Origin of the sequence: Phenylobacterium sp. (genome assembly GCF_044372605.1) — a bacterium.
Lineage (GTDB): Bacteria > Pseudomonadota > Alphaproteobacteria > Caulobacterales > Caulobacteraceae > Phenylobacterium.
The window spans coordinates 1-22,565 of record NZ_JBILRO010000027.1 but is presented as its reverse complement, the minus strand read 5'-3'; the positions used below and the strand labels follow the sequence as shown (position 1 = coordinate 22,565).

The following is a 22,565-nucleotide window of genomic DNA, read 5'->3' as shown; positions in this document are numbered from 1 at the left end:
CCAGTCGGCAATCGTTGGGCGTGAACGCATCGCCTGCCCTTCGCACTGCAGCCTCCACCACCGGATGGCGGGCCGCCTCGGCCTCGAAGGCGGTGGATCGATCCAGGATCGGGCGTGTGGCGCCGACATCGTCGGCCCACTCGGCGAGGGCCGCGCCGACATCGAGCGTCGCGGCAGCCTGTGCTGCGCCCAGAATATGGCGGGCCACGTCGATCGCCGCCGATCTCCAGGCTTCGAAGGTTTCGAGTTCGATGGCCAGCGCCCGCTCTGCGGCCTGGGCGATCTTCGCGTCGAGCTCAGCGAGTTCGACCGTGGTGAAGCGCACCTGATTGGCCAGCGTCTGCCGATGGATGAAGGTCGCGTTCAGCGGCGCAGTCATCAGGGGCTCGGCCGCCCTGGCCGTGGTCTCGACGAAATAGCCCAGGACGGCGTTGTGGCGGATCTTGAGGGAAACGCCGCTCTCGCCCGCCAGCTGCGCTTCGAGCGCGGCGATCACACGTCGACTGTCGTCGCGAAGTGCGCGGGCCTGGTCCAGCTCGGGCCGGACCCCGGGCGCGACAAACCCCGCGTCCCGGGTCAAGGCCGGCAGATCCGCACCCAGACCGGTGACCAACAGGTCCCGGAAGGCCGCAAGTTGGGACAGAAGGTTGAGGTCAAGCCCCGCAACCGCGGCGACAATCTCGGCTGGCAGCTGGACCAAGGGCTCACGCGCATCGGCGAACAGGCCACAGACCGCCTCACCGATCCCAAGGCCGTCGCGCAGCGCACCAAGGTCACGGGGACCACCCCGGCCCAGCGCCAGTCGGGACAGGCCGCGGGCCATGTCCGGCATGGCCCTTAGCGTCTCACGCAGGCGCTGACGCTGTGGTCTCCGTTCGCAGAACCAGGCGACGGAATCCAGCCGCACATCGATCGCCGAAGGATCCAGCAGGGGCCGCGCCAGGCGCGCGCTCAACAGCCGTGCGCCTGGCGATGTGACCGTCCGGTCAATGGCCGCCGCCAACGAGCCTTCGCGGGCGCCCGAGGTCGCGCGTTCGATCTCCAGGCTGGTGCGGGTGGCCGGGTCGATGATCATCACATCGGCCTCTCCCGCGCGGCGCGGGGCCGACAGGACCGGGACGCGGCCCGCCTGGGTGGTCTCCAGATGTGCTGCGATCAGACCCAGAGCCGAAATCTCGGCGCCCGAAAAGGTACCGAAGCCATCGAGGGTGTCGACGCCGTAAAGCCGCATTAACCGTGCCTCGGAAGCTCCGGGCTCGGCGAGCGCGCCGGGCATGGGTTGCACGAAGCCACCCGCCGCCTTGAGCGCGTCGGAGACGGCAGCATCCGCGAACAGCCGGTCCGGAACCAGGATCTCAGAAGGCCCCAGCGCCGCCAGCGCCGAGGCGAGGCCCCCCACCGTGATGGCGAAACACTCTACCTCGCCGGTGGAAAGCTCGACACTGGCCACCGCCGCCGACCCGGCCCGCACCGACACCGCCGCCAGCCGGTTGGATCCTCGCGCATCCAGCAGACCGTCCTCGGTGAGCGTGCCAGGCGTCACGACCCGCACGACATCGCGGCGCACCACGGCCTTGGAGCCGCCCCGCCGTTTCGCGGTCTCTGCGTCCTCGAGCTGGTCGCAGACCGCCACCTTGAAGCCCGCCCGGATCAGCTTGGCGAGGTAGGCTTCCATGGCGTGGGCGGGCACGCCGGCCATGGGGATCGGCGATCCGCCATGCTGGCCGCGCGCCGTAAGCGTGATCCCGAGCGTTGCGGCGGCCTTCTGGGCGTCTTCGAAGAAGAGCTCGTAGAAATCACCCATGCGGAAGAATACGAGCGCATCCGGCTGGCTGGCCTTGGCCTGGAAATACTGGGCCATCACAGGCGTGGCGCCGGCGGCGTCTGGCGAAGGGGGCGTTTGGGCGTTCATGAACGAGCCGACGCTAAAGGATGACGCTGCGGCCCGCACCCCTTGAAGCGTCGCGGTCGAACGCCAAGCTGTGGATGGATGCCCGGCGAACCCAACGATACACGATTTCTGATTGTTCCGGCTGAGCCTCAGGCGGCGACGGAGTTGGCCGAGGTCAGGGACACAAACACGTCCTCCAGATCAGGATCTTCCGTGGAGATGTCCTTGATGTGCAGCCCGGCGGCGCGGACGGCGGCCAGTACCTGCTCCACACTGGACTGCCCTGTACGGTAGGTCACCGAGAAGCCGCCGGCCTTCAGCAGTTTGGTCTCGAAGCCCGCCAGAGCCGGTGCGGCCGCCAGGGGTTGATCGGGTGTGACCAGCACCATCCGAGTGTCCATCCGCTGGAGCAATGTCGCCGTGGGTTCGCAGACCACGACCTGGCCCCGGTTGACGATCGCGATCTGGTCGCAAAGCTCCTGGGCCTCTTCCAGATAGTGGGTGGTGAGCACGATCGTCACACCCTTGCGGTTCAGCTCCAGCACATAATTCCAGAGCTGCTTGCGCAGTTCGACATCCACCCCCGCGGTGGGCTCGTCGAGGATCAGCACCGGCGGGTTATGCACCATGGCCTTGGCCACCATCAGCCGGCGCTTCATGCCGCCCGAAAGCTGGCGCACATAGGCGTTGGCCTTGTCGGACAGGCCCAGCGCGGCCAGCAGTTCATCGGTGCGCCGCTCGGACTTCGGCACCGCGTACATACCAGCCGCCACTTCCATGGATTCTTTCGGCGTAAAGAAAGGGTCGGCGGCGATCTCCTGCGGCACCACCCCGATGGCGGCCCGCGCGTCGCGCGGTCGGTGATCGATATCTCGGCCCCAGATCAGGACCTCGCCGGCCGTCTTCTGGCAGAGGCCGGCCAATATGTTGATGAAGGTCGACTTGCCCGCCCCGTTCGGTCCAAGAAGTCCGAAGATCGAGCCACGTGGAATAGCAAGATCGATCCCTTTCAGGGCCTGCATCTCCGGCGTCGTCTTGGTCGCCGCATAGGTCTTCGTCAGGCCCCTGGCCTCAATGGCGTATTCCGGAAGGTCCATGGCGGTCCTGAACTTGGCGTGGTGCGTTGACGACGAAAGCCGCTGTCGCATACCTAGAGGCCAGCCTGCGCCGCGCCAAGCGGTTGGCTCGCAAGGTACGAAGATCATGGCCCGCAAAGCTGCTGCAAAATCTCCGGCGTCCGCTCAGCCGGCCACATCGGTCCTCGGGCCTGCGCCCGAGGTGATCGCCGTCCATAGCCACCGGATCGCCTGCGATGGCGGCGGCGGGGCGTTGGGCCATCCGCGCGTGTGGCTGGAGATGGGCGAGGGAGCCTACGTGGAGTGCCCCTATTGCGATCGCCGTTTCGTGCCCGCGACCAGCGCGGACCCTGGACAGACGGCGCCCGGCGTCTACGAAGGATCCGGCGGGCACTGAGCCAATGGGTCTGCAACGGGCCGTGAGTCCGTCGCGTCAGGACCAGGCGCGCGCAAGCTGGATTGTCTCAGGCTCGATGCTGAAGTGGAAATAGTTGGCGGCGCCGGCCGGGCAGTCCAGCGGGTGTCCTTGGTCAGATACGCGAGGTCATCCAGACCCTACACCCGCAGCGGCATCAGAATGTACTGCACATCCGCATCGCCCGGATCCAGCACCAGGGCCGGGTCATTCGGGCCGCCAAACCGCAGCTCCATGCTCCCGCCGGAAATCTGGTCGGTGATGTCCATCAGGTAGCGAGCGTTGAAGGACAGCTCGAAGGGGTCGCCGTCATAGTCGATCTCGAGCTCTTCGACCGCCTGACCGGCTTCCATGTTGCGCACGGTGAGCACGACCCGACCGGCTTCGATGGCCATGCGGACGGACCGGCTCTTCTCGGCCGAGATGGTGGCGACGCGGTCGACGGCCTGGGCGAAAACCTTGGCGTCAACCATCACCGTGCGCTGGTTGTCCTTGGGGATGACGCGTCCATAGTCCGGGAAGTTGCCGTCAATGACCTTCGAGGTCAGGGCGGCCCCGCTGAGCTCCAGCCGGATCTTCTGGGGGCTGATCTGGACGTCGACGCTTTCGCCGGCGTCCTCCAGCAGGCGACGGGCCTCGTTGATGGTCTTGCGCGGCACAATCACGCCCGGCATGCCGACGGCACCTTCCGGTGCGGGCATGTCGGCAAGCGCCAGACGCGAGCCGTCGGTGGCCACGGCGCGCAGGCGGGCCTGCCCGTCGATCATCACGGTGTGGAGGTAGAGGCCGTTCAGATAGTAGCGGGTCTCCTCGCCGGAAATGGCGAAGCGGGTCTTGTCGATCAGCCGGATCAGGTCGTTCACATCCACCGACATGCGGCCAGTGAACCCTTCGGACGACATCACCGGGAAATCGCCGGCCGGAAGCACCGGCAGGTTGAAGCGACTGCGCCCGGCAGCCACCGTCAGGCGCGGGTCTTCGCCGGTGAAGCTGAGAGAAACGTCGGCGCCCTCCGGCAGTTTGCGCACGATCTCATAGAGAGTGTGCGCCGGCGCAGTGATCTGGCCGGGCTGGTCCACCTGGGCCAAGGCCTCGTCGATGATCTCCAGGTCCAGGTCCGTGGCCGAGAAGGTCAACCGGTCGCGGTTGGCCGACAACAGCACGTTCGACAGGATCGGGATGGTGTTGCGCCGTTCGACGGCGCTCTGCACGTGGCCCAGCGCCCGAAGCAGGGCGGCGCGTTCAATGGTCAGCTTCATGTCGGTCCCGACTCGCCTACACGCGCAAACGAATCACCTTGGCTCGCCCGCGCCCCGATCTGAAAGGGACTTGCGACATTAGCGGAAACGCCGGAGCGGGGAAGTCCCCCTGCCCCAGAGATTCCAGGCGCCTGTGGACAGGCGGCGCGCGGGCTATGGGTGGGACCGTTCAGGCCCGGGTATCGAAGCTAGCGCCGGCGTCACGGCCCTCGGCTTCATCCCCGGCATAGGGGTTCGCCGGCGCAGCGGGCGCAGGCGCCTTGGCCGCCACCACCACCATCGCCGGGCGAACCAGCCGGCCCAGGAGTTCGTAGCCGGCCTGCATCACCTGAACGACGCCGCCGGGCGAGACATCGGTGCCCGGCTGCTCCATCATGGCCTGGTGCTTGTGGGGATCAAACTTCTCGCCCTGCGGCGGATCAATCTTCTTGAGGCCATTGCGCTCGAAGGCAGCCAGCAGTTCCCTGGCGGTCATCTCCACGCCGATGACGTAGTTCTTTACCGCAGGATCGCCGCTCTCGGTCGGGGCAGCGGAGGTCGCGCGGTCAAGGTTGTCGGCGACGCGCAGCAGATCAGTGGCGAACTTCTGGATGGCATAGGCTCGGGCGTCATTCGCCTCACGCTCGGCGCGGCGCTTGGTGTTCTCGGCGTCTGCGGCGTAGCGCAGCACCTGTTCCTTCAGCGCCTGAACCTCGACCTGCAACGCTTCGACCTCAGCATCGATGGAGGGGGTGTCGGCTTCCCAGTTTGCGGGGGTATCGTTCTCGGACATCTCGTCTCAATTCTTCATGTGTTCATCACCTGGCCAAGAACGCGGGCGGTATAGTCCACCAGCGGGATGACCCGGGCGTAGTTCAGGCGGGCGGGCCCGATCACGCCGATCGCGCCGACCACCCGTTGTGAGCCCGTCATATAGGGCGCTGCGATCACAGCGGAACCCGAAAGCGAGAACAACCGCGTTTCAGCCCCGATGAAGATTCGCATGCCCTGACCGTCGCGCACCCCATCCAGCAGGCCGATCAGCTGTTCTTTCTGCTCCAGATCCTCGAACAGTGAACGCACGCGTTCCAGGTCATCGATGGCCTGGGTATCTTCCAGCAGGTTAGCCCGTCCGCGAACAATCAGGGCGCGGTCAGCTGCCTCGCCGCCGCCCCAGGCCGCCAGGCCATCCTCGACCAGCCGCGCGGCAGTGTCGTTGAGTTCGCGACGGGCCAGATCCAGTTCGCCGCGAAGATCGGCCTTGGTTTCGCCGAGTGTGCGGCCACGCATGCGGGCGTTGAGGAAGTTGGAGGCTTCCTGCAGGGCCGACGGTGTGACGCCGGCAGGCTGGCGGATCAGCCGGTTCTCCACCACCCCGTCGTCAAACACCATGATCGCCAGCGTCCGGTCGCCGGACAGCGGCACGAATTCCACGTGGCTGACGCCCGCATCACGCACGGGCGTGACCACGACCGCCGCGCCGCCCGCCAGCCCCGACAGGATCACCGAAGCCTCGTTCAGCGCATCCTCGTAGTTGCGGCCATGGGCGAGCAGCCGGGTCTCAATTTCGCGGCGCTCATCGCCGCCGATGTCGCCCACCTCCAGCAGTCCGTCGACAAAAAGGCGCAGGCCAGCATGTGTCGGCAGACGTCCGGCGCTGGAGTGCGGCGCGCCAAGCAGGCCCAATTGCGTCAGATCCTGCATGGTGTTGCGGATCGAGGCGGGCGACAGCGACACCCCGCCCCGCGACAGGGTGCGCGAGCCCACCGGCTCGCCGGTTTCCAGATAGCCTTCGACAATGCGGCGGAATATGTCGCGGGCGCGGGCGTCCATATCGACAAGCGACGGGCCACGGGCGAACAGGGATGGAGTCACGGGATGCGGCAGGGGTCCCTCGCGGCCCCCATGGACGGGGCCTTCCTGATACAGGATAAGCGCGACCCTCAGCGGCGCAAGCTGCGCCCTCAAGAGTCTTTGCCATGCGCCCCTCCGAACGCACTCCCGAACTGCTGCGACCCATCACCCTGGAGACGGCGGTCACCCGCTATGCGGAGGGCTCGTGTCTGATCACAGCCGGGCACACCAAGGTGCTGGTGACGGCCAGTCTGGAGGAAGGCGTTCCCGGATTTCTACGCGGCAAGGGGCAGGGCTGGGTGACAGCAGAGTACGGCATGCTCCCGCGCGCGACCCACACGCGAGGCCGACGCGAGGCGGCGCAGGGCAAGCAGTCAGGCCGCACCCAGGAGATTCAGCGCCTGATCGGCCGATCGCTCCGGGCCGTCACCGACATGAAGGCGTTGGGCGAGCGCCAGATTACCGTTGACTGCGATGTGCTGCAGGCTGACGGCGGCACGCGCACCGCCTCCATCACCGGCGCCTGGGTGGCGCTCAGGCTGGCAACGAAATACCTGCTGGATGAGGGCGTGATCACCACCGACCCGATCCTCGACCAGGTGGCGGCCGTCAGCTGCGGGATCTTCAATGGAACGCCGGTGCTGGATCTCGACTACGAGGAGGATTCCAACGCCGAGGCGGATTCCAACTTCGTGCTGACCGGCTCGGGATCGATTGTTGAGGTTCAGGCGACCGGCGAGAAGCGCGGGTTCAGCCAGGGAGAGTTTGACGAACTGTTTTCACTGGCCCGCAAGGGTATCGGCGAATTGTGCGCGCTGCAGAAGGCGGCGGTCGGGGGTTAAGCCCGACCGCGCGCATCAGGTTCAAAAGAATACGTAGAAGCGCATGGCCGAGGCCGGCAGGCGCTCCAGTTCGCGCGCCAGCGGCGCGAACATCGCATCCAGGAGTTTTTCGATCAGGGCGACCATGTGTGTCACGCCTCCGTTGTGCATTGCAATGGGGGCGAGATGGGCTCGAGATGTTGGCAAATCAAGGTTTTTTGCCAGATTTGCGGTGGTGACCGCTGCATTGCAGGGTACAGTTGCTGCAATGCAACATCACGCTAGTCGGGTTCGTCGTCCAGCGGACCATCTTCTGGGCCGGCCTCATGGATCAGCAGATCGCCGGGCTGACAGTCCAGTTCCCGGCAGAGCGCGGCCAGGGTCGAAAACCGAACGGCGCGGGCCTTGCCGGTCTTCAGGATCGACAGATTGGCGATGGTCACCCCCACCCGGTCGGCCAGTTCGGTGAGAGACATCCGGCGGTCCAGCAGGACGCGGTCGAGATTGACGCGGATCGGCATACTCCAGGTTCTCCGCTAGATGGTCAGTTCGGCTTCGCGGCGCAGGCGTGCGCCCTCGCGGAACACCTCCGCCAGGACGAAGACGACCAGAACGGAAAACCAGGCGGTTAGGCTGAGCGACGGCTCCACGCGATCAAGGCCCGGAAACACCCACACGCTCAACGCCCAGAAGGCGTAGCGGCCCAGCTCAAGCGCGGCCAGCATCAGGCCGATCAGCCGCAGGCGCGCCACATTGTCGGGATGAAAAGGGTCGCCGGCTGTCAATGTCGTGAAGATGCGCCGAAGCGATCCCACGATCACAAGGATGGCGGCAAGATAAAGATCCGCGGACGCCAGGGCGCGCAGAATGTTTGCGCCGTTGGCGAGAAGCTTTGTGATGTCGGCGTTTGGAGCGCCATCGGCGCCAGCCCGAAGGCCGATCACGAGATCAGGATTGAACCTGACCAGCAGCGCCACCAACGTCACAACACTGAGGATCGCGAGGCTGGTCCAGAGGGCGGCGAAAACGACGTCCAGGATGACTTTCAGAAAGCTCGAAACCGAGCCGGGTCCCATGGCGCGCAATGTCGACGGCTCCCATTCGTGCGTCTGGATCCGCCGCCGCGCCGGGTCAGGCCGGCAACCGGGGCGGATCGGACGAGGCCCATAAGTATCAGGGTCGCGACTTAGAGGAAGGCCGCATTGGCCGCGATGGCCAGGATGGGCGCGCCAGCGAGGATGACGACGAAGGTCACGGCGACGCGGTCGAGGATGGACATGGCTTGAGAGAACATAGGGGTAGCTCCGTTTTCTATGCTGCATTGCAGCGAGTTAATGTTCGAAGCTTCGCGCCCCGATGTGCTTATCGATACGGCTGCATTGCTTTTCGATCAAATGAACATCGAGTAACGATATTAAACTTTTGCAATGCAACATCACCGGCGGAGGCTATGGTCCCGGCGAGGTCAACGCGGAGTGAATCAGTGTCGTTAGTTCTGGAGCCCGGCACGCGGCTGGTGGTGGCGACCCACAATCCCGGCAAGGCGCGCGAGCTGGCAGAAATCCTGGAAGGTCGCTTTACCCTGGTGGCCGCCGGCGAGCTGGGCCTGCCTGAGCCGGAGGAGACCGAGGCCACCTTTGTGGGCAACGCCATGCTGAAGGCGCGGGCCGCCGCAGACGCCTCGGGTCTGATCGCGCTGGCGGACGACTCCGGGCTTTCAGTCACGGCGCTGGGCGGGGCGCCTAGCGTCTATTCGGCCCGCTGGGCCGGGCCGGGCAAGGATTTCGGCGTCGCGATGGAAAAGGTTCGCGCACGCCTTGAGGAGACCGGGGCTACCGACATGTCCGCCTGGTTCACGTCGGCGCTGGCTGTGGCCTGGCCAGAGGGGCCCGCGGTGGTCGTTGAGGGGCGGGTGGACGGGACGCTGACCTTTCCGCCCAGAGGCGATCTCGGGTTTGGCTACGACCCGATCTTTATTCCGGAAGGCCACGATCTGACCTTTGGCGAGATGGCGCCCCGGACCAAGGATGGCATGAGCCACCGCGCGCGGGCCTTCGTGAAACTGAAGGCCGCCCTGCTTTGACCCCGCCGCTCGGGGTCTATGTGCATTGGCCCTATTGCGCCCGCATCTGCCCCTACTGTGACTTCAATGTCTTCAGAGCCAGGGGCCGTGAGACCGAGGCGTCTGACCTTGCCCGCGCGATCATCGAGGACCTTAAGGCCCAGGCGACGCTGACCGGTCCGCGTGAACTTGTATCGATCTTCTTTGGCGGCGGCACACCCTCGCTCATGGACCCGGGCCAGGCTGCGGACATCATCGCCGCGGCCCGAGCGCTGTGGACCCCGGCTGCCGATCTGGAGATCAGCCTTGAGGCTAATCCGACGGATGCCGAGGCGGCGCGCTTCAGCGCGCTCGCCGACGCCGGTGTGGGCCGCCTGTCGCTGGGCCTGCAGGCGCTGGATGACGCGGCCCTGACATTCCTAGGGCGCAATCATGACACCGCACAGGCCCGGCGGGCGGCGGAGGTCGCGGGGGCGACCTTCCCGCGCCTTTCGCTGGACCTGATCTATGCCCTGCCGGGCCAAACGTCAGAGGGCTGGATCGCTACCCTGCGTCACGCCATCGCCCTGGGCGGTGAGCACATATCGCCCTATCAGCTCAGCATAGAGTCAGGGACAGCCTTTGATCGGGCGGTTCGACGCGGGGTGTTCAGACCGCCAGGTGAAGACCTCGCCGCCGACCTTTACGACATCACCCAAAGCGTTCTCGAGGCCGAGGGGTTTGAAGCCTATGAGGTGTCCAACCATGCGCGGGGGGCTATGGCGAGATCGCGGCATAATCTCGTGTACTGGAGGGGTCTGGACTATGTCGGCGTCGGGCCCGGCGCCCACGGTCGCCTGACTCTGGATGGCGCTCGCGTGGCCACGGTGGCGCCGGATCGCCCGGCCGACTACCTCCGCCTGGTGGCCGAAACCGGGTTGGGGTTCTCGGCGCGCGACACCCTCACCGCACAGGACGCCGCCGAGGAGCGCCTGCTGAGCGGCCTGCGGATTCTTGAAGGCGTGGCTTTCGAGGAGGTCGCGATCCTGGGCCTCACCCGGGATCACCCCCGGGTCCGCGACTTCGTTCAACTGGGGCTCCTGGCCGCCGACCCGGACAGGCTGCGAGCCACGGCGAGTGGTCGCCGGGTGCTGGATCGGCTGACCACCGAGCTGGCGACGGCCTGATACAGCGCGGCTTGCCTTTCGCCGCCCAACCGGCGAACCCTGCGCTCATGGCTACACCGATTGTCCTGCCGGCCCTGAATGAAACCCCGCTGGCGTCCGGCCTGTATGTGGTGGCGACACCGATCGGGAATCTGCGCGACATCACGCTGCGCGCGCTGGACGTGCTGGCGCAGGCCGACCTGGTGCTCTGCGAAGACACCCGCGTCACCGGGAAACTGCTGCACGCTTACGGGATTTCGGCAAAGCTGGAACGACACGACGAGCACGCTGCGGAGCGCGCCAGACCCAGGGCATTGGCCGCCCTTGCGGAGGGCAAGCGCGTCGTGCTGGTAAGCGACGCTGGCACACCCCTGATCTCCGATCCCGGCTACAGGCTGGTTCGCGAAGCTTCCGCCGAGGGCTATGCGGTGATCCCCATACCGGGGGCGTCGGCGCTGATCGCCGGACTTTCGGCGGCCGGGCTGCCCACCGACCGATTTCTGTTCGCGGGGTTCCCGCCGCCGAAAAGCGCCGCGCGCAGGACGTTCCTGGAAGAACTCGCAGGCATCCGCACCACCCTCGTCTTCTATGAGGGCGGCTCCCGGCTGGCCGACAGCCTGTCGGACATGGTTTCCGTATTGGGAGACCGCGAGGCCGTGGTCTGTCGCGAACTGACCAAGCTCTACGAAACGATCTATCGCGGCCCGCTGTCCGCCCTGGCGGCGGATCCTGGGCTGGACGCGCCCAGGGGCGAGATCGTCATCCTGGTCGGCCCAGGTCGCGAGACCGAGGCCTCGGCCGCCGATGCCGACGCCGCGCTGGCGGACGCCCTGACCCGCCTCAAACCCGCCGAGGCCGCATCGGAGGTGGCCAAGGCGCTGGGCCTCTCCCGCCGCGATCTCTACCGCCGAGCCATGGAACTGAAGCGGTGACGCGCCGCGCCGACCGTGGTCTGGCCGCGCGTCGGTCGGGACGGCGGGCTGAGGTATGGGCGGCGGTCTGGCTCATGGTCCGGGGCTACCGGATCCTGGGATTTCGCCTGAAGACTCCCATCAGCGAGATCGACATCCTGGCCAAGCGCGGTGATGTGCTGGCGGTGGTGGAGGTGAAGAGCCGGACCGAACTGGAAACCGCACTTGAGGCCGTTGGTACAGATCAGCGCGAGCGATTGCGGCGGGCTGGCGTCCAGCTCGCCCTGGCCCGCCCGGCGCTTCGGGATTGCGCCGTACGGCTGGACCTGATCGCCCTGGCGCCGGGTCGCCTGCCGCTGCACATTCCGGATGCATGGAAAGGCGTCTGAGGCCGGGTAGCCTTAGCCGGCACGAACGCCTATGTCGGAGAGATTGCCAAAGGGGGGAGCTGCGTATGTCACTGAAGGTCGCCGTCCAGATGGACCCCATCGAGGGCATCAACATCGAGAGCGATACGACCTTCCTTATGATGGAAAACGCCCAGGCGCGCGGCCATCAGCTTTTCGTCTACGTTGCCGAGACTCTGGCGATGGAAGATGGTCGGGTCTTCGCGCGAGGCCGGGATGTCACGGTAAAGCGCTCAGCGGGCGATCACGCCGTGCTGGGAGACTTCCGAAAGGTCGAGCTGACCGAGTTCGATGTGATCCTGCTGCGCCAGGACCCTCCCTTCGACATGCACTACATCGACACCACGTTCTTTCTTGAGGCCGTGCACCCGAAAACCCTCGTGGTGAACAATCCGGTTGAGGTGCGCAACGCCCCGGAAAAACTGTTCGTCACGAAGTTCCCCGGGCTTCAGCCGCCGACCCTGATCACCTGGGACAGGGCCGCAGTGATGGATTTCCGCGCAAAGCACGGTGACATCGTGCTCAAGCCATTGAACGGCCGCGGCGGCTCCGGCGTGACCCGGCATCTGAAGGATGACCCGAATCTCGACACCCTGCTGGAGTTGCATGCCGAACTGGGCCGCGAACCCGTGATCGTCCAGAAATTCCTGCCCATGGTGACCAAGGGCGACAAGCGGATCCTGCTGGTTGACGGTGAGCCGGTGGGCGCCATCAACCGGGTTCCGGACAAGGGGCAGATCAGATCGAACCTCGCCGTCGGCGGGACCGCGCAGCCCGTTGATTTGACCGCGCGGGACCGCGAGATCTGCGCGGCGATTGGCCCGGAGCTGAAGGCGCGCGGCCTGATCTTCGTCGGCATCGATGTGATCGGCGAGTATCTCACTGAAATCAACGTGACCTCACCCACAGGCGCGCCGTCGCTCAAGCGATTCTCGGGGATCGACGCCACCGAGGTGATGTGGGCCCGGATTGAAGACCTGCGCGCAAGAGCGTAGGTTGTTGTGGAAGAGACGCCGGGAAGTCACGGAAACGTCTCGCTTTCTCCCTAGGTTCTTTTTTTGTTCTTGATCCGGACCGGCGTTCGTGTTGGTCTTGTGGATAAGTTTTGTCTGGATACAAGGGGTTGAGGCATGTCGGCGCGGGTTGTGACCCTGGCGTTCAGCGGTGTCGAAGCCGTACGCGTCGATGTGCAGGTCCAGTTCACGCGCGGTGATCCAAAGTTCTTCCTCGTGGGGATGGGCGACAAGGCCATATCCGAAAGTCGTGAACGGGTGCGGGCGGCCTTTGTGGGGATGGGGCTGTCGCTACCCGCCCGGCGCATCATCGCCAATCTGGCCCCGGCCGACCTGCCCAAGGAGGGTAGCCACTACGACCTGCCGATCGCGCTGGCGATCATGGCGGCCATGGGAATCGTCCCGCCCGACGCGCTGGAGGGCTGGGCGGCGGTGGGTGAACTGGCGCTGGATGGCCGGATCACGGCGGTCACGGGCGCCTTGCCGGCGGCGGTGGCGGCGGGAGGTATGGGACTCGGACTCATCTGCCCCGAGGCCTGCGGGCCGGAGGCGGCCTGGGCGGGCGAGACGCGGATCCTGGCGGCTCCGTCGCTGATCGCCCTGGTCAATCACTTCCGCGGAACCCAGGTGTTGTCGCCCCCCGAAGCAGGGCAGATGCTGGACGGTGAACGGGTTCCCGATCTGCGCGACGTCAAGGGTCAGGAGCACGCCAAGCGCGCGCTGGAGATCGCCGCCGCCGGGGGACACAACATTTCGTTCATCGGACCGCCGGGTTCTGGCAAGTCGATGATGGCGGCGCGCCTGCCAGGACTGCTGCCGCCGCTGACCGCGGAGGAGTTGCTGCAGACCTCGATGATCCATTCGGTGGCGGGACTCATCGCCAAAGGCCAGCTCACCCGCGCCAGGCCGTTCCGCAGTCCCCACCATTCCGCCAGCATGGCCGCACTCACTGGCGGCGGCCTGAAGGCCAAACCTGGCGAGGTAAGCCTGGCCCACAACGGCGTGCTGTTTCTGGATGAACTACCTGAGTTCGGGACCCAGGCGCTGGACAGTCTGCGCCAGCCGCTGGAAACCGGTGAGGTGGTCGTGGCGCGCGCCAATGCTCACGTGCGCTATCCGTCACGGTTCCAGCTGGTGGCAGCCATGAACCCTTGCCGGTGCGGGCACGGTGGTCCCGGCAAGGGAGCCTGCGGCCGCGCGCCCCGCTGCCAGACCGACTACCAGGGCCGTATTTCCGGCCCCTTGATGGACCGCATCGACCTGCAGGTGGAGGTGCCGCCCGTCACAGCCGCCGACATGGCCTTGCCGGCGCCGTCCGAAGGCACAGCGGAGGCCGCGGCGCGGGTGGCCCAGGCCCGGCGGTTGCAGTCGGATCGCGCCATGGCTTCAGGGCGCGAGTGTGTTGCGGTGATTAACAGCCTGGCCGAGGGTGACTGGCTGGAAACCATCGCCGACCTGGAGGCTTCCGCTCGGGCCCTGCTGTCTCGCGCCGCCGAGGCCGGGGGGTTGTCAGCGCGCGGCTGGACCCGGACCTTGCGGCTGGCGCGCACCATAGCTGATCTCGAGGGCGTCGAAGCGATCCGTCGCGTCCATGTGGCGGAGGCGTTGATCTACCGGAGGGTCGCGCCGGGCGTAGCGTCAGCAGTCACGTCGGCCGCTCTCACGTAAGGCGCGGTCCACGCACCGTAGCCAATCGTGAAGAGGATGAAGTAGCTCCAGATCAGCGTGGCAGTGAGGTAGGCCCACACGCTGACCCCGGTGTCCAGAGCGTGGGTGATGTGGGTCACGACTATCAACAAGGCAAACGCCGCCGAAAACAGCGGCCAGTATCGGTTGCTGCGAAGCGCCAGCCAGACCATCAGAACAAGAAGTACGGCGTCTACCGCCAACACAGGCCACTGGGTTTCCCCACTCAGCGGCCTGGACACTAAAAGTGTGATCGACCAGTTCGCCAGCGTGGCGGCCGCAGCCAGGCGCTCGTCGTCCCGGCCGCGCCACAACGCCAGGCCGCAAACGATCATCAAGGCCGCAGGCCAGACCCAGATTGGAAGTTGGTAAGCACGCAAGGAAAATAGCCCCCGGTTTCGCCGAGGGCCACAGTCTGACAGAGGCTGGCGCCAGTTGAAATGATTAGTGCGTCAGGAGGCGATCCTGAGAGCGCGCATGCGGATGCGCTCCGCGTGCACCGCTTGCAGCGGCGGCTTCCTGCTATCGCCACCCATGGTGATGGCGCCGAGGCCAATCTGGCCCTGGACGATGCTGAGTTCCTTGTGGGTCTCGACAATGGCGCGGCGGGCCTCGGCCAGAGCCATCAGAGCCTGACTTGCATGTTCCAGGGCGTCCTGGCCGATGAGAGCCGAAGCGCCGGCCTGGCGACGCACTGCGGGCATTGCGCCAGCGAGACTCGCGGTTTTGGTGAGGGCGGCATCAATCGCAGCTTCGGCTTCGAACAGGGCCACAGCGACTTGCTCGGCGACAATGCGACGTTCTTTGAGCATGAAGTCTCTCCACTCGCGACAATTCTCTGTCGCAGGAGAAAGGTCGCAGGGGCGCGTTACCAGCCCGTTCAGGCGCGTGCTAAATTTCGTGCTAAGTCGCTCAGAGCGTGCAAACCGACCAGCATGCCGCCAAACGCGAGCGCCGAGATGGCGGCTATTCCCAGAATGGCGCCAAGCCGAACTGACGGCGTCAGCTCATTTCGGCGGAACCAACCTCGGCCTCGCCCTTGAAGTTCTCGTCCAGGAGAACCCAGGTCAGGCACAAAACTTCCCGAAGCACCATCTCCGGCGGCTTGAAGGGTGCAAGCTTGCGGGTAGCCGAGACCAGGTGTCGCGCCATGTCCGCCTGCGCCGGCGTCGCGGAGAGATCCACCAGCTGCCGTTCGAGTTGGGACCAGGAGAAGCCCGGGAGCAATTCTTCCCGCTTCGCCAAAGCTGGCCATCGGGTCTCGAAGTCGTCGATTTCCCGACGCAGGCGCAGCGCCCGGCCGATCACAGCTTTGTTCTCGAAATTCGGTTGCCGACCCATCGGAGCTTCCGCCTGTTGCGGGGTCACCGAGCCAGTTTCCAGGTTGTGCGTCTGTCCTGACCGTATCCTGTCCTGATTCAATCAGGACAGGATCGAGGTCTGCGTCGCGCAACAATCGGGCGGCGGTATAACGATCGGTCACCCCCAGTTTCTTGCGGGCGCGGTCGCAATAGGTATCCACGGATGTCTTGGACATACCCAGCTCACGGGCGATCTGCTTGGAGCTGAAATGCCGGTCCACGAGGCTCAGGCATTCCCGCTCGCGCTGAGTCAGAAGCTCCAGTGCTTTCATCCGATCCTCGAGGCACCTTTGCTTCGGTCAGCCCCAATAAACAGCGCCAGGATCGTTTCGTCTACGCCCAGACGCCATAGGGCTGATATTTCAGCCGGTTCCACCCTGCGTTTGACCCATCGTTAAGCGATTGGCGATTACGACGTCGATCCCATGCCCAGACGCTCCATGCGCCCCCTGTCGGAACGCCGCCCCACTCGCACCCAGATCGGCGCCGAACAACTGGCCTCGCTAAGCCATGAATTTCGCACGCCGCTTAACGGCGTATTGGGGATGGCGCGCCTGCTTGAAGGCACCCGACTCACCGCCGAGCAAAAGACCTATGTTCACGCCTTGCACGACAGCGGCCAGCACCTGCTGACCCTTGTCAATGACGTGCTGGACTTTGCCAAGCTCGGGGCGGGTCGCGTGGAACTCCATGCTGACCGCACGAACCTGGAGGGCCTTTTGCAAGGCGTCGCCGAGCTGCTGTCGCCCCGCGCGCGCGAGAAGGACCTGGAGATCGCATGGACGGTCCCGGCCGCACTGAACACGGTCCACGCCGACGAAGGACGCCTGCGGCAGATCCTGCTGAACTTCGCCGGAAATGCGGTGAAGTTCACAAGCACCGGCGGCGTGTTGATCTCGGTCTGCCTTGCAAACCCCGGCGTGATTCGCTTCGTCGTTGAAGACACCGGACCCGGCGTATCGCAGCATGACCGCGATCACATCTTCGAAGCCTTCGCCCAGGCGGACCCCACACACGCAGACCTGGGAGGCACAGGTCTCGGACTGGCCATCGCCCGGCGCCTGGCGCACGCCATGGGTGGGGAGGTGGGTGTGGATGAGGCCTCAACAGGTGGGGCCCGCTTCTGGTTTGAAGCCGCCCTGCCAGAGCTCCCCGGGACGCCGCGGGAGCAGCCCTTGAAAGGCCGACGGATCGGCATTGCATCGCCCAGCCCGATCGTTCGCGAGGCCGCGAAACGCCAGGTCGAAGCTTGCGGCGGCGAGGCTATAGTCACTCACGATTTGCCTGAGGCGATTTCGCGAACACGGCCCGGCGATGTAGTGTTGGTGGATGCGCGGCTGGCCGGACCTGGCGCCACTCTGCGCGCGCCACTGCAACGCGCCGCCATCGTCCTGCTGGCGCCGGAAGAGCGGGACCAGATCGCCCGCTACCGGCGTTCGGGGTTTCAGGGCTATCTGATCAAGCCGCTGCGTCGCGCCTCGCTCGCCGAGCGGGTGCTGGTGGCGGCAGGGTCCGCCCCTGACAACGCCACCCCGCGCGAGGATGACCGCATTGCCGCCGCCGCCGCGCCCGGCGCCCGGATCCTGCTGGTTGAGGACAACCCCATCAACGCCCTGCTGGCTCGCGCCCTGTTGACGCGGGAAGGCTGCGACGTTGAACACGCCATCAGCGGCGAGGAAGCGCTGGTGGCCGCCCGCCTGTGCACCTTTGATCTGGTTCTCATGGATATGCGGATGCCTGGCCTCTCCGGAGAACAGACCGCGCGACAGATGCGCGCCGAGGGAATTGTGACGCCGATTGTCGCCCTGACCGCCAATGCCTTTGAGGATGATCGCCACGCTTGCCTGGCGGCGGGCATGGATGACTTCATGGTCAAGCCGGTCTCGCCTGACACCCTGCGCGCGGCGCTCACCCGATGGGCCAGGCCGCGCAATACTCCGTTCCGGATGCCCGGCTTTCCAAAGGCCGCGCGCACCTCCTGACGCGCCGCCTTTACCGAACTGCCGACACGGGCCAAGTTCGGCGCTAAAGTCATCGCCAGCCGGGAGAGGTCATGAGCGCAGAGGCCTCCGAAACCAAGCGCGGCGCGCTGGCGGCCCTGGCGGTGTTCATTGAGCGCCGCGCACTGGTGATGCTGGCGCTGGGCTTTGCCTCCGGGCTTCCAAACCTGTTGATCTTCGACACACTGTCGCTTTGGCTGCGCGAAGCTGGGCTGTCGCTGAAGGTGATTTCGATCTTCGCGCTGGCGACCTTGTCCTACTCCCTCAAGTTTCTCTGGGCGCCGCTGATCGACCGCACCCGGGTTCCCGGCCTCACACATCTGCTCGGACACCGACGCAGCTGGATGATCGTCCTTCAGGTGTTGCTGATGATCGGGCTCTGGCTGATTTCAGGGACCGATCCGGCCAGGGATCTCGCCGTGATGGCCGCCTTTGCCGCCTTCGTGGCCTTTGTTTCGGCGACCCAGGACATCGTCATTGACGCCTGGCGGATCGAGGCGGCTGACATCGAAAAGCAGGGCGCCATGGCGGCCGCTTATCAGTGGGGCTTCCGGGTCGCGATGGTGGTGGCGGGGGCTGCGCCGCTTTTGCTGGCCGAGGCCTACAGCTGGAATTTCTCCTATGCCGTCATGGCCGCACTGATGTTGCTGGGCGTCGCCGGTGTCCTGTTCGCGCCCAGGGAGCGGGAGCATGCCATCAGGCCGATCCACGCCGACGGCGTTCCGAAACGCCCCGCGCTGGAACTACCCGAGTGGGCCGGGCGCCTGGCGATCTTTGCTCTGGGTGCGCTATTGCTTGGCTGTGGCCTTGCCGCTGACGCTTCGCTTCTAGCGGCGGGCCTGCGAGGTGTCGGGCTGGCAGACGCCGGTACCGCGATCACCGAGGCATGGGCGTTGAAGCCGGAAGGCATCTACGTTCAGCTTCTGGCCGTCGTCGCCGGGCTGGGGGTGATCGTCCTGGCCGTCTGCCCTATCCCCGGATTCCGGACCCGGCCGGGGGTCTATCTGTTTGCAGCGCTGGGCGACCCCTTGCGCGATTTCTTCGTGCGCTATCGCGGGACGGCAGCCCTGATCCTGGCGCTGATCTGCCTCTATCGCCTCTCCGACTTCGTGCTGAACATCATGAACCCGTTCTATGCGGACCTGGGCTTCAGCAAGATCGAAATCGCGGAGGCGCGGAAGGTGTTCGGGGTCGTGATGACCGTGATCGGCGTCGGCCTGGGCGGCTATGCGGTGGCGCGGCTCGGCCTGATGCGCGCGTTGGTGATCGGCGCCTTTGCCGGGCCGCTCAGTAATCTCGCCTTTGGCTGGCTGGCGGTGCAGGGACCGGAACTCTGGGCCCTGTTTGTTGCCATCGGCATCGACAATGTGGCGGGCGGAATCTCGGGGACTTGCCTGATCGCCTATATGTCCAGTCTGACCTCAGCCGGATTCACCGCCACACAGTACGCGCTGTTTTCATCGCTCTACGCCCTGCCCGGCAAGCTGATCGCCTCGCAATCAGGGCGGCTCGTAGAGGGATCGGCGGCGGCGGCGGATCAGGGCGGTCCGATGGCGGTGCTCAAGACGCTTTTCTCGGGGCTACCTCCGCAGGCCTATGCGGGCGCCCTGGAGAAGTCCCAGGTGACCCCGGCGGCGCTGGGCGCCGGATATCTGGTGTTTTTCCTCTACTCGGCCGTGCTGGGCGTGGCGGCGGTGTTCCTGGCGTTCCTGGTGGCGGCCCGAACGCCGCCAAAGAGCGAATAGGCGATCAGGTTCCGTCGAGACACACGACCTGGGCTACCTGCAGTTCACGACGCAGGTCGTCGGCGACGTAGAAATAGTTCTGCGGTGTGATGGCCTCACCGATAGCGCCGCTATCCGCGCGGCGGCCGCTTGTGGCGAGGGTCGCGCTCACCACTTCCGGGGCGGTGGTGTAGATGCGGCCTCGTCGCGGGCTTTCGGCAATGGTTACGCCCAGTACACGGCCACTGGCGTCGAGCGCGGGAGCGCCGGACAGGCCGCCAAGCGTGCCCTTCAAGCCCTCGGTCCGTCCGGTCTCGGCCCAGACCAACACCGGCTCGGTCCTGGCGCCGTTGCCGCGCACCACAAGGTTTTCCCGCCCCAGCAGCCGTGAACTGGCCTCGCCAGGCTCACCCTGCGGGAAGCCCGGATGGAAGGCGCGCTGCCCTCGACGAAGGGGCTCGCTGAGCGCCAGCGGCAAGGGGGCGGCGCCACCTTCGGTGTAGAGCATGGCCGCCTCACCTTTGGGATCGACCCGCACCTTCACCGCAACCCCGGTGCCCGGTCCAACCACGATCGCCACGCGCTGGCAGCCATCCACAACATGCCGTGCCGTCAGCCAGACACCGGAGCGGGCGATGGAAAACGCGGTGCCGGCTGAGGGACCCGCCTTGGCCGGCACGTCCACCACTACGGCCGGATCGAACGGTGAAGCAGGTCCCAAAGCCTCGCCCAGCGGGTCGCTGCTGCGCGGCGGCGGCGGCGGTGCGTCCGTACGCTCGTCGCGGCCGAGCGCTGCGAACAGCAACGCCACGACCACCGCTGCATAGACCACCCAGTCCGGCAGTCGTGGGAACCGCATTTCAGCCCAACGCCATTCTAGCTGCGCGCCGCAGCGATCACGAGCGCGGTGGCCAGCTTCGCGCCCACCAGCAGGGCGGCGGCAGAGATCTCACCCTCCTGAATACGCTTGGGCAGTCCTCGAAGGATCAGGTCCGTCAGCCGGAAGACGAGTAACTGCACAACCACCGTGACGGCGCCCCACAGGCCGATCTCGATCACATTGGTCGAGGCCTTCAGCGAGGCGGCTAGCGGGATCGCGAGGCCCACCAGCACCCCTGCCAGCGAAAGGGCCGCCGCTGTATTTCCTTCGCGAATAAGGGTGATTTCCTTATGCGGCGTGAGCAGCACATAGAGCGCTGCGGCCGCAAACAGGATCGCAACGGTGACTCCAGAGTGGGCCAGAAAGACCGGAAATCCGGCGGCAAAGGCCTGTATCTCGGGTGAGGGTGTCGGCATGCGGTTTTCCCTTAACGGCGTAGCCAAGCGATAGCACGGCGTAGGTATCGGTGTGAGATCAGGCGTCGGACGCCGGCACCGCGATCTTGCGCCGCGCGCTGGCGCGCAGTTTCTCGCTCTCGCTCTTGAGTTGACCGCAGGCGGCGAGGATGTCGCGCCCGCGCGGTGTCCGGATCGGTGAGGCATAGCCACCCCGGTTCAGGATCGCGGCGAACGCCTCGATGGTGGACCAGGATGAGCACTCATAGGCCGTGCCCGGCCATGGATTGAACGGGATCAAATTGATCTTGGCCGGAATACCCTTCAGCATTTGCACCAAGGCCTTGGCCTCCGCCGGCGTATCGTTGACGCCCTTCAGCATCACGTACTCGAACGTCACCCGTCTGGCGTTGGACAGGCCCGGGTAGGCGCGGATACCGGCCATCAGCTGGTCCAGCGGGTACTTCTTGTTCAGCGGCACCAGAACGTCGCGCAAGGCGTCGTTTGTGGCGTGCAGGGAGATGGCCAACATGGCCTGGGTCTTTTCCCCAAGGTCGTGCAACTCGGGCACAACGCCGGAGGTCGAGACGGTGATCCTTCGCCGCGAGATCGCAATGCCCTCGTTGTCAGCAATGATGTCTATGGCCGCGGCCACATGGTCCAGATTGTAGAGGGGCTCGCCCATGCCCATGAAGACGATGTTGGTGAGCCGGCGATCTTCCTTCGGGCTTGGCCACTCTTCCAGATCGTCACGGGCGACCTGGACCTGCGCCACGATCTCGGCAGCGGTCAGGTTGCGCACCAGCGCCTGGGTGCCGGTATGACAGAAAGTGCAGTTCAGCGTGCAGCCCACCTGGCTGGAAACACAAAGCGCGCCAGCACGGCCCACGTCCGGGATGTAAACAGTCTCGACCTCAATACCGGGAGCCAGCCGGATCAGGTATTTTCGTGTGCCGTCCTTTGACACCTGGCGCTCGACGATTTCGGGACGGGCCAGGTTGAAGGCCTGCGCCAGGACGGCGCGGGTCTCCTTGGCCACGTCGGTCATCCGCTCGAAGTCGGTGACGCCATAGTGATGGATCCAGCGCCAGAGCTGGGTGGCGCGCATCTTCGCCTTCGCCGCCGGGACGACGTCGGCCGCGACCAGCGCCGCCGCCAGTTCAGCGCGCGTCATCCCGCAGAGGTTAGGTCGCACGGTCGCCGGCGGTTTGGCCGCCGGGCGGCTGAGATCGAGGGTGACGCCCAATGGATGATCCCTGGCTGAGAGGGCTGCGAATATAGGCGAGCCGGGGCCACACTCCAAATGTCCGGCGTGGCGGCCGCTTTCGGACCCGCCACGCCGTCAGTGTGATCTAGTAGCGGTAGTGGCTCGGCTTGAACGGGCCCTGGGTGGGCACACCGATGTAGTCGGCCTGTTCCTTGGACAGGACGGTGAGTTTCGCGCCCAGCTTTTCCAGGTGCAGCATGGCGACCTTTTCGTCGAGGTGCTTGGGCAGGACGTGGACACCGATCTCGTAGTTGGCGCCGTTCTGCCAGAGTTCCATCTGGGCCAGGGTCTGGTTGGTGAAGGAGGCGCTCATCACAAAGCTGGGGTGACCGGTGGCGTTGCCCAGGTTCACGAGGCGGCCTTCCGACAGCACGATGATCTTCTTGCCGTCAGGGAATTCCACGTGGTGGACCTGGGGC

Annotated in this window: 24 protein-coding genes and 1 pseudogene; 10 read left to right on the top strand and 15 right to left on the bottom strand. The window is 65.8% G+C overall.

Translation table 11 applies throughout. From position 1 onward, the window contains the following. On the bottom strand, positions 1-1,912 hold a 1,912-nt coding region (gene mutS / locus ACIQ42_RS04350), incomplete at its 3' end, for a DNA mismatch repair protein MutS (RefSeq protein WP_397420983.1). 128 nt (positions 1,913-2,040) lie between these two features. Then, positions 2,041-2,988, bottom strand: coding sequence for an ABC transporter ATP-binding protein (locus ACIQ42_RS04345; RefSeq protein ID WP_397420984.1), 948 nt, complete (start codon positions 2,986-2,988; stop codon positions 2,041-2,043). A 106-nt stretch (positions 2,989-3,094) separates the two neighbouring features. On the opposite strand from ACIQ42_RS04345, the gene ACIQ42_RS04340 reads away from it, so the two are divergent. Further along, positions 3,095-3,364, top strand: coding sequence for a zinc-finger domain-containing protein (locus ACIQ42_RS04340; RefSeq protein ID WP_397420982.1), 270 nt, complete (start codon positions 3,095-3,097; stop codon positions 3,362-3,364). A 158-nt stretch (positions 3,365-3,522) separates the two neighbouring features. Here the strand turns inward: ACIQ42_RS04340 and dnaN are convergent, their stop codons facing one another. The 3 genes from dnaN to hrcA all read right to left on the bottom strand — a co-directional run bounded on the left by dnaN (position 3,523) and on the right by hrcA (position 6,453). Then, a complete protein-coding gene (gene dnaN, locus ACIQ42_RS04335) occupies positions 3,523-4,641 on the bottom strand; it encodes a DNA polymerase III subunit beta (RefSeq protein ID WP_397420981.1) in 1,119 nt (372 codons plus the stop codon). Between the two features lie 169 nt (positions 4,642-4,810). Further along, on the bottom strand, positions 4,811-5,413 hold the full coding sequence (gene grpE / locus ACIQ42_RS04330; protein WP_397420980.1) for a nucleotide exchange factor GrpE: 603 nt from the start codon (positions 5,411-5,413) through the stop codon (positions 4,811-4,813). A gap of 14 nt (positions 5,414-5,427) precedes the next feature. Then, on the bottom strand, positions 5,428-6,453 hold the full coding sequence (gene hrcA, locus ACIQ42_RS04325; RefSeq protein ID WP_397399158.1) for a heat-inducible transcriptional repressor HrcA: 1,026 nt from the start codon (positions 6,451-6,453) through the stop codon (positions 5,428-5,430). A 146-nt stretch (positions 6,454-6,599) separates the two neighbouring features. Here hrcA and rph point away from each other — a divergent pair, with 146 nt between their 5' ends. Continuing rightward, positions 6,600-7,316: a ribonuclease PH gene (rph, locus tag ACIQ42_RS04320; RefSeq protein ID WP_397420979.1), complete on the top strand. Its 717-nt coding sequence runs from the start codon at positions 6,600-6,602 to the stop codon at positions 7,314-7,316. Between the two features lie 260 nt (positions 7,317-7,576). Here rph and ACIQ42_RS04315 read toward each other — a convergent pair whose 3' ends face one another. Next, positions 7,577-7,816, bottom strand: a complete 240-nt coding sequence (locus ACIQ42_RS04315) for a helix-turn-helix domain-containing protein (protein WP_397420978.1) — start codon at positions 7,814-7,816, stop codon at positions 7,577-7,579. Between the two features lie 15 nt (positions 7,817-7,831). Beyond that, positions 7,832-8,380: a DUF2975 domain-containing protein gene (locus ACIQ42_RS04310; RefSeq protein WP_397420977.1), complete on the bottom strand. Its 549-nt coding sequence runs from the start codon at positions 8,378-8,380 to the stop codon at positions 7,832-7,834. A 398-nt stretch (positions 8,381-8,778) separates the two neighbouring features. Here ACIQ42_RS04310 and rdgB point away from each other — a divergent pair, with 398 nt between their 5' ends. The 6 genes from rdgB to ACIQ42_RS04280 all read left to right on the top strand — a co-directional run bounded on the left by rdgB (position 8,779) and on the right by ACIQ42_RS04280 (position 14,501). After that, on the top strand, positions 8,779-9,378 hold the full coding sequence (gene rdgB, locus ACIQ42_RS04305; RefSeq protein WP_397420976.1) for an RdgB/HAM1 family non-canonical purine NTP pyrophosphatase: 600 nt from the start codon (positions 8,779-8,781) through the stop codon (positions 9,376-9,378). After that, on the top strand, positions 9,375-10,523 hold the full coding sequence (gene hemW / locus ACIQ42_RS04300; protein ID WP_397420975.1) for a radical SAM family heme chaperone HemW: 1,149 nt from the start codon (positions 9,375-9,377) through the stop codon (positions 10,521-10,523). The genes rdgB and hemW overlap by 4 nt, the downstream gene beginning before the upstream one ends. A 47-nt stretch (positions 10,524-10,570) precedes the next feature. Continuing rightward, entirely contained in the window at positions 10,571-11,434 is an 864-nt protein-coding gene (gene rsmI / locus ACIQ42_RS04295) for a 16S rRNA (cytidine(1402)-2'-O)-methyltransferase (protein WP_397420974.1), read from the top strand. Continuing rightward, positions 11,431-11,802 carry a YraN family protein gene (locus ACIQ42_RS04290; RefSeq protein ID WP_397420973.1) on the top strand — a complete coding sequence of 124 codons (372 nt, stop codon included), beginning with the start codon at positions 11,431-11,433 and terminating at the stop codon, positions 11,800-11,802. Before rsmI ends, ACIQ42_RS04290 begins: the two co-directional genes overlap by 4 nt. A 65-nt stretch (positions 11,803-11,867) precedes the next feature. Next, positions 11,868-12,815 (top strand): glutathione synthase, encoded by a 948-nt coding sequence (gshB, locus tag ACIQ42_RS04285; protein ID WP_397420972.1) that lies wholly within the window; start codon positions 11,868-11,870, stop codon positions 12,813-12,815. 135 nt (positions 12,816-12,950) lie between these two features. Then, positions 12,951-14,501 (top strand): YifB family Mg chelatase-like AAA ATPase, encoded by a 1,551-nt coding sequence (locus ACIQ42_RS04280; RefSeq protein WP_397420971.1) that lies wholly within the window; start codon positions 12,951-12,953, stop codon positions 14,499-14,501. Here the strand turns inward: ACIQ42_RS04280 and ACIQ42_RS04275 are convergent. The 4 genes and pseudogenes from ACIQ42_RS04275 to ACIQ42_RS04260 form a co-directional block, all read right to left on the bottom strand. After that, positions 14,444-14,857: a hypothetical protein gene (locus tag ACIQ42_RS04275; RefSeq protein ID WP_397420970.1), complete on the bottom strand. Its 414-nt coding sequence runs from the start codon at positions 14,855-14,857 to the stop codon at positions 14,444-14,446. The two genes, ACIQ42_RS04280 and ACIQ42_RS04275, sit on opposite strands and share 58 nt — an antisense overlap. Positions 14,858-14,971: 114 nt before the next feature. Beyond that, on the bottom strand, positions 14,972-15,331 hold the full coding sequence (locus ACIQ42_RS04270) for a hypothetical protein (protein WP_397420969.1): 360 nt from the start codon (positions 15,329-15,331) through the stop codon (positions 14,972-14,974). 190 nt (positions 15,332-15,521) lie between these two features. Then, the gene (locus tag ACIQ42_RS04265) at positions 15,522-15,860 is read right to left on the bottom strand and encodes a hypothetical protein (protein ID WP_397420968.1); all 339 of its coding nucleotides are present in this window, start codon (positions 15,858-15,860) and stop codon (positions 15,522-15,524) included. Positions 15,861-15,984: 124 nt separating this feature from the next. Further along, positions 15,985-16,152: pseudogene (locus ACIQ42_RS04260) on the bottom strand (response regulator transcription factor); the annotation flags it as partial. Positions 16,153-16,305: 153 nt separating this feature from the next. Between ACIQ42_RS04260 and ACIQ42_RS04255 the strand changes: the two are divergent. Together ACIQ42_RS04255 and ACIQ42_RS04250 are read left to right on the top strand one after the other, a co-directional pair. Next, positions 16,306-17,862, top strand: coding sequence for a response regulator (locus ACIQ42_RS04255; RefSeq protein ID WP_397420967.1), 1,557 nt, complete (start codon positions 16,306-16,308; stop codon positions 17,860-17,862). A 71-nt stretch (positions 17,863-17,933) separates the two neighbouring features. Next, a complete protein-coding gene (locus ACIQ42_RS04250; protein WP_397420966.1) occupies positions 17,934-19,625 on the top strand; it encodes an AmpG family muropeptide MFS transporter in 1,692 nt (563 codons plus the stop codon). Positions 19,626-19,629: 4 nt separating this feature from the next. On the opposite strand, the gene ACIQ42_RS04245 is transcribed toward ACIQ42_RS04250, so the two are convergent. The 4 genes from ACIQ42_RS04245 to ACIQ42_RS04230 form a co-directional block, all read right to left on the bottom strand. Next, complete coding sequence (locus ACIQ42_RS04245) at positions 19,630-20,463, bottom strand: serine protease (protein WP_397420965.1); 834 nt, start codon at positions 20,461-20,463, stop codon at positions 19,630-19,632. 17 nt (positions 20,464-20,480) lie between these two features. Further along, positions 20,481-20,900 carry a DUF350 domain-containing protein gene (locus ACIQ42_RS04240; protein WP_397420964.1) on the bottom strand — a complete coding sequence of 140 codons (420 nt, stop codon included), beginning with the start codon at positions 20,898-20,900 and terminating at the stop codon, positions 20,481-20,483. Positions 20,901-20,958: 58 nt separating this feature from the next. Next, entirely contained in the window at positions 20,959-22,125 is a 1,167-nt protein-coding gene (gene rlmN, locus ACIQ42_RS04235) for a 23S rRNA (adenine(2503)-C(2))-methyltransferase RlmN (protein ID WP_397420963.1), read from the bottom strand. Between the two features lie 106 nt (positions 22,126-22,231). Next, the coding region (locus ACIQ42_RS04230; RefSeq protein ID WP_397420962.1) for an adenosylhomocysteinase at positions 22,232-22,565 on the bottom strand (334 nt) is incomplete at its 5' end.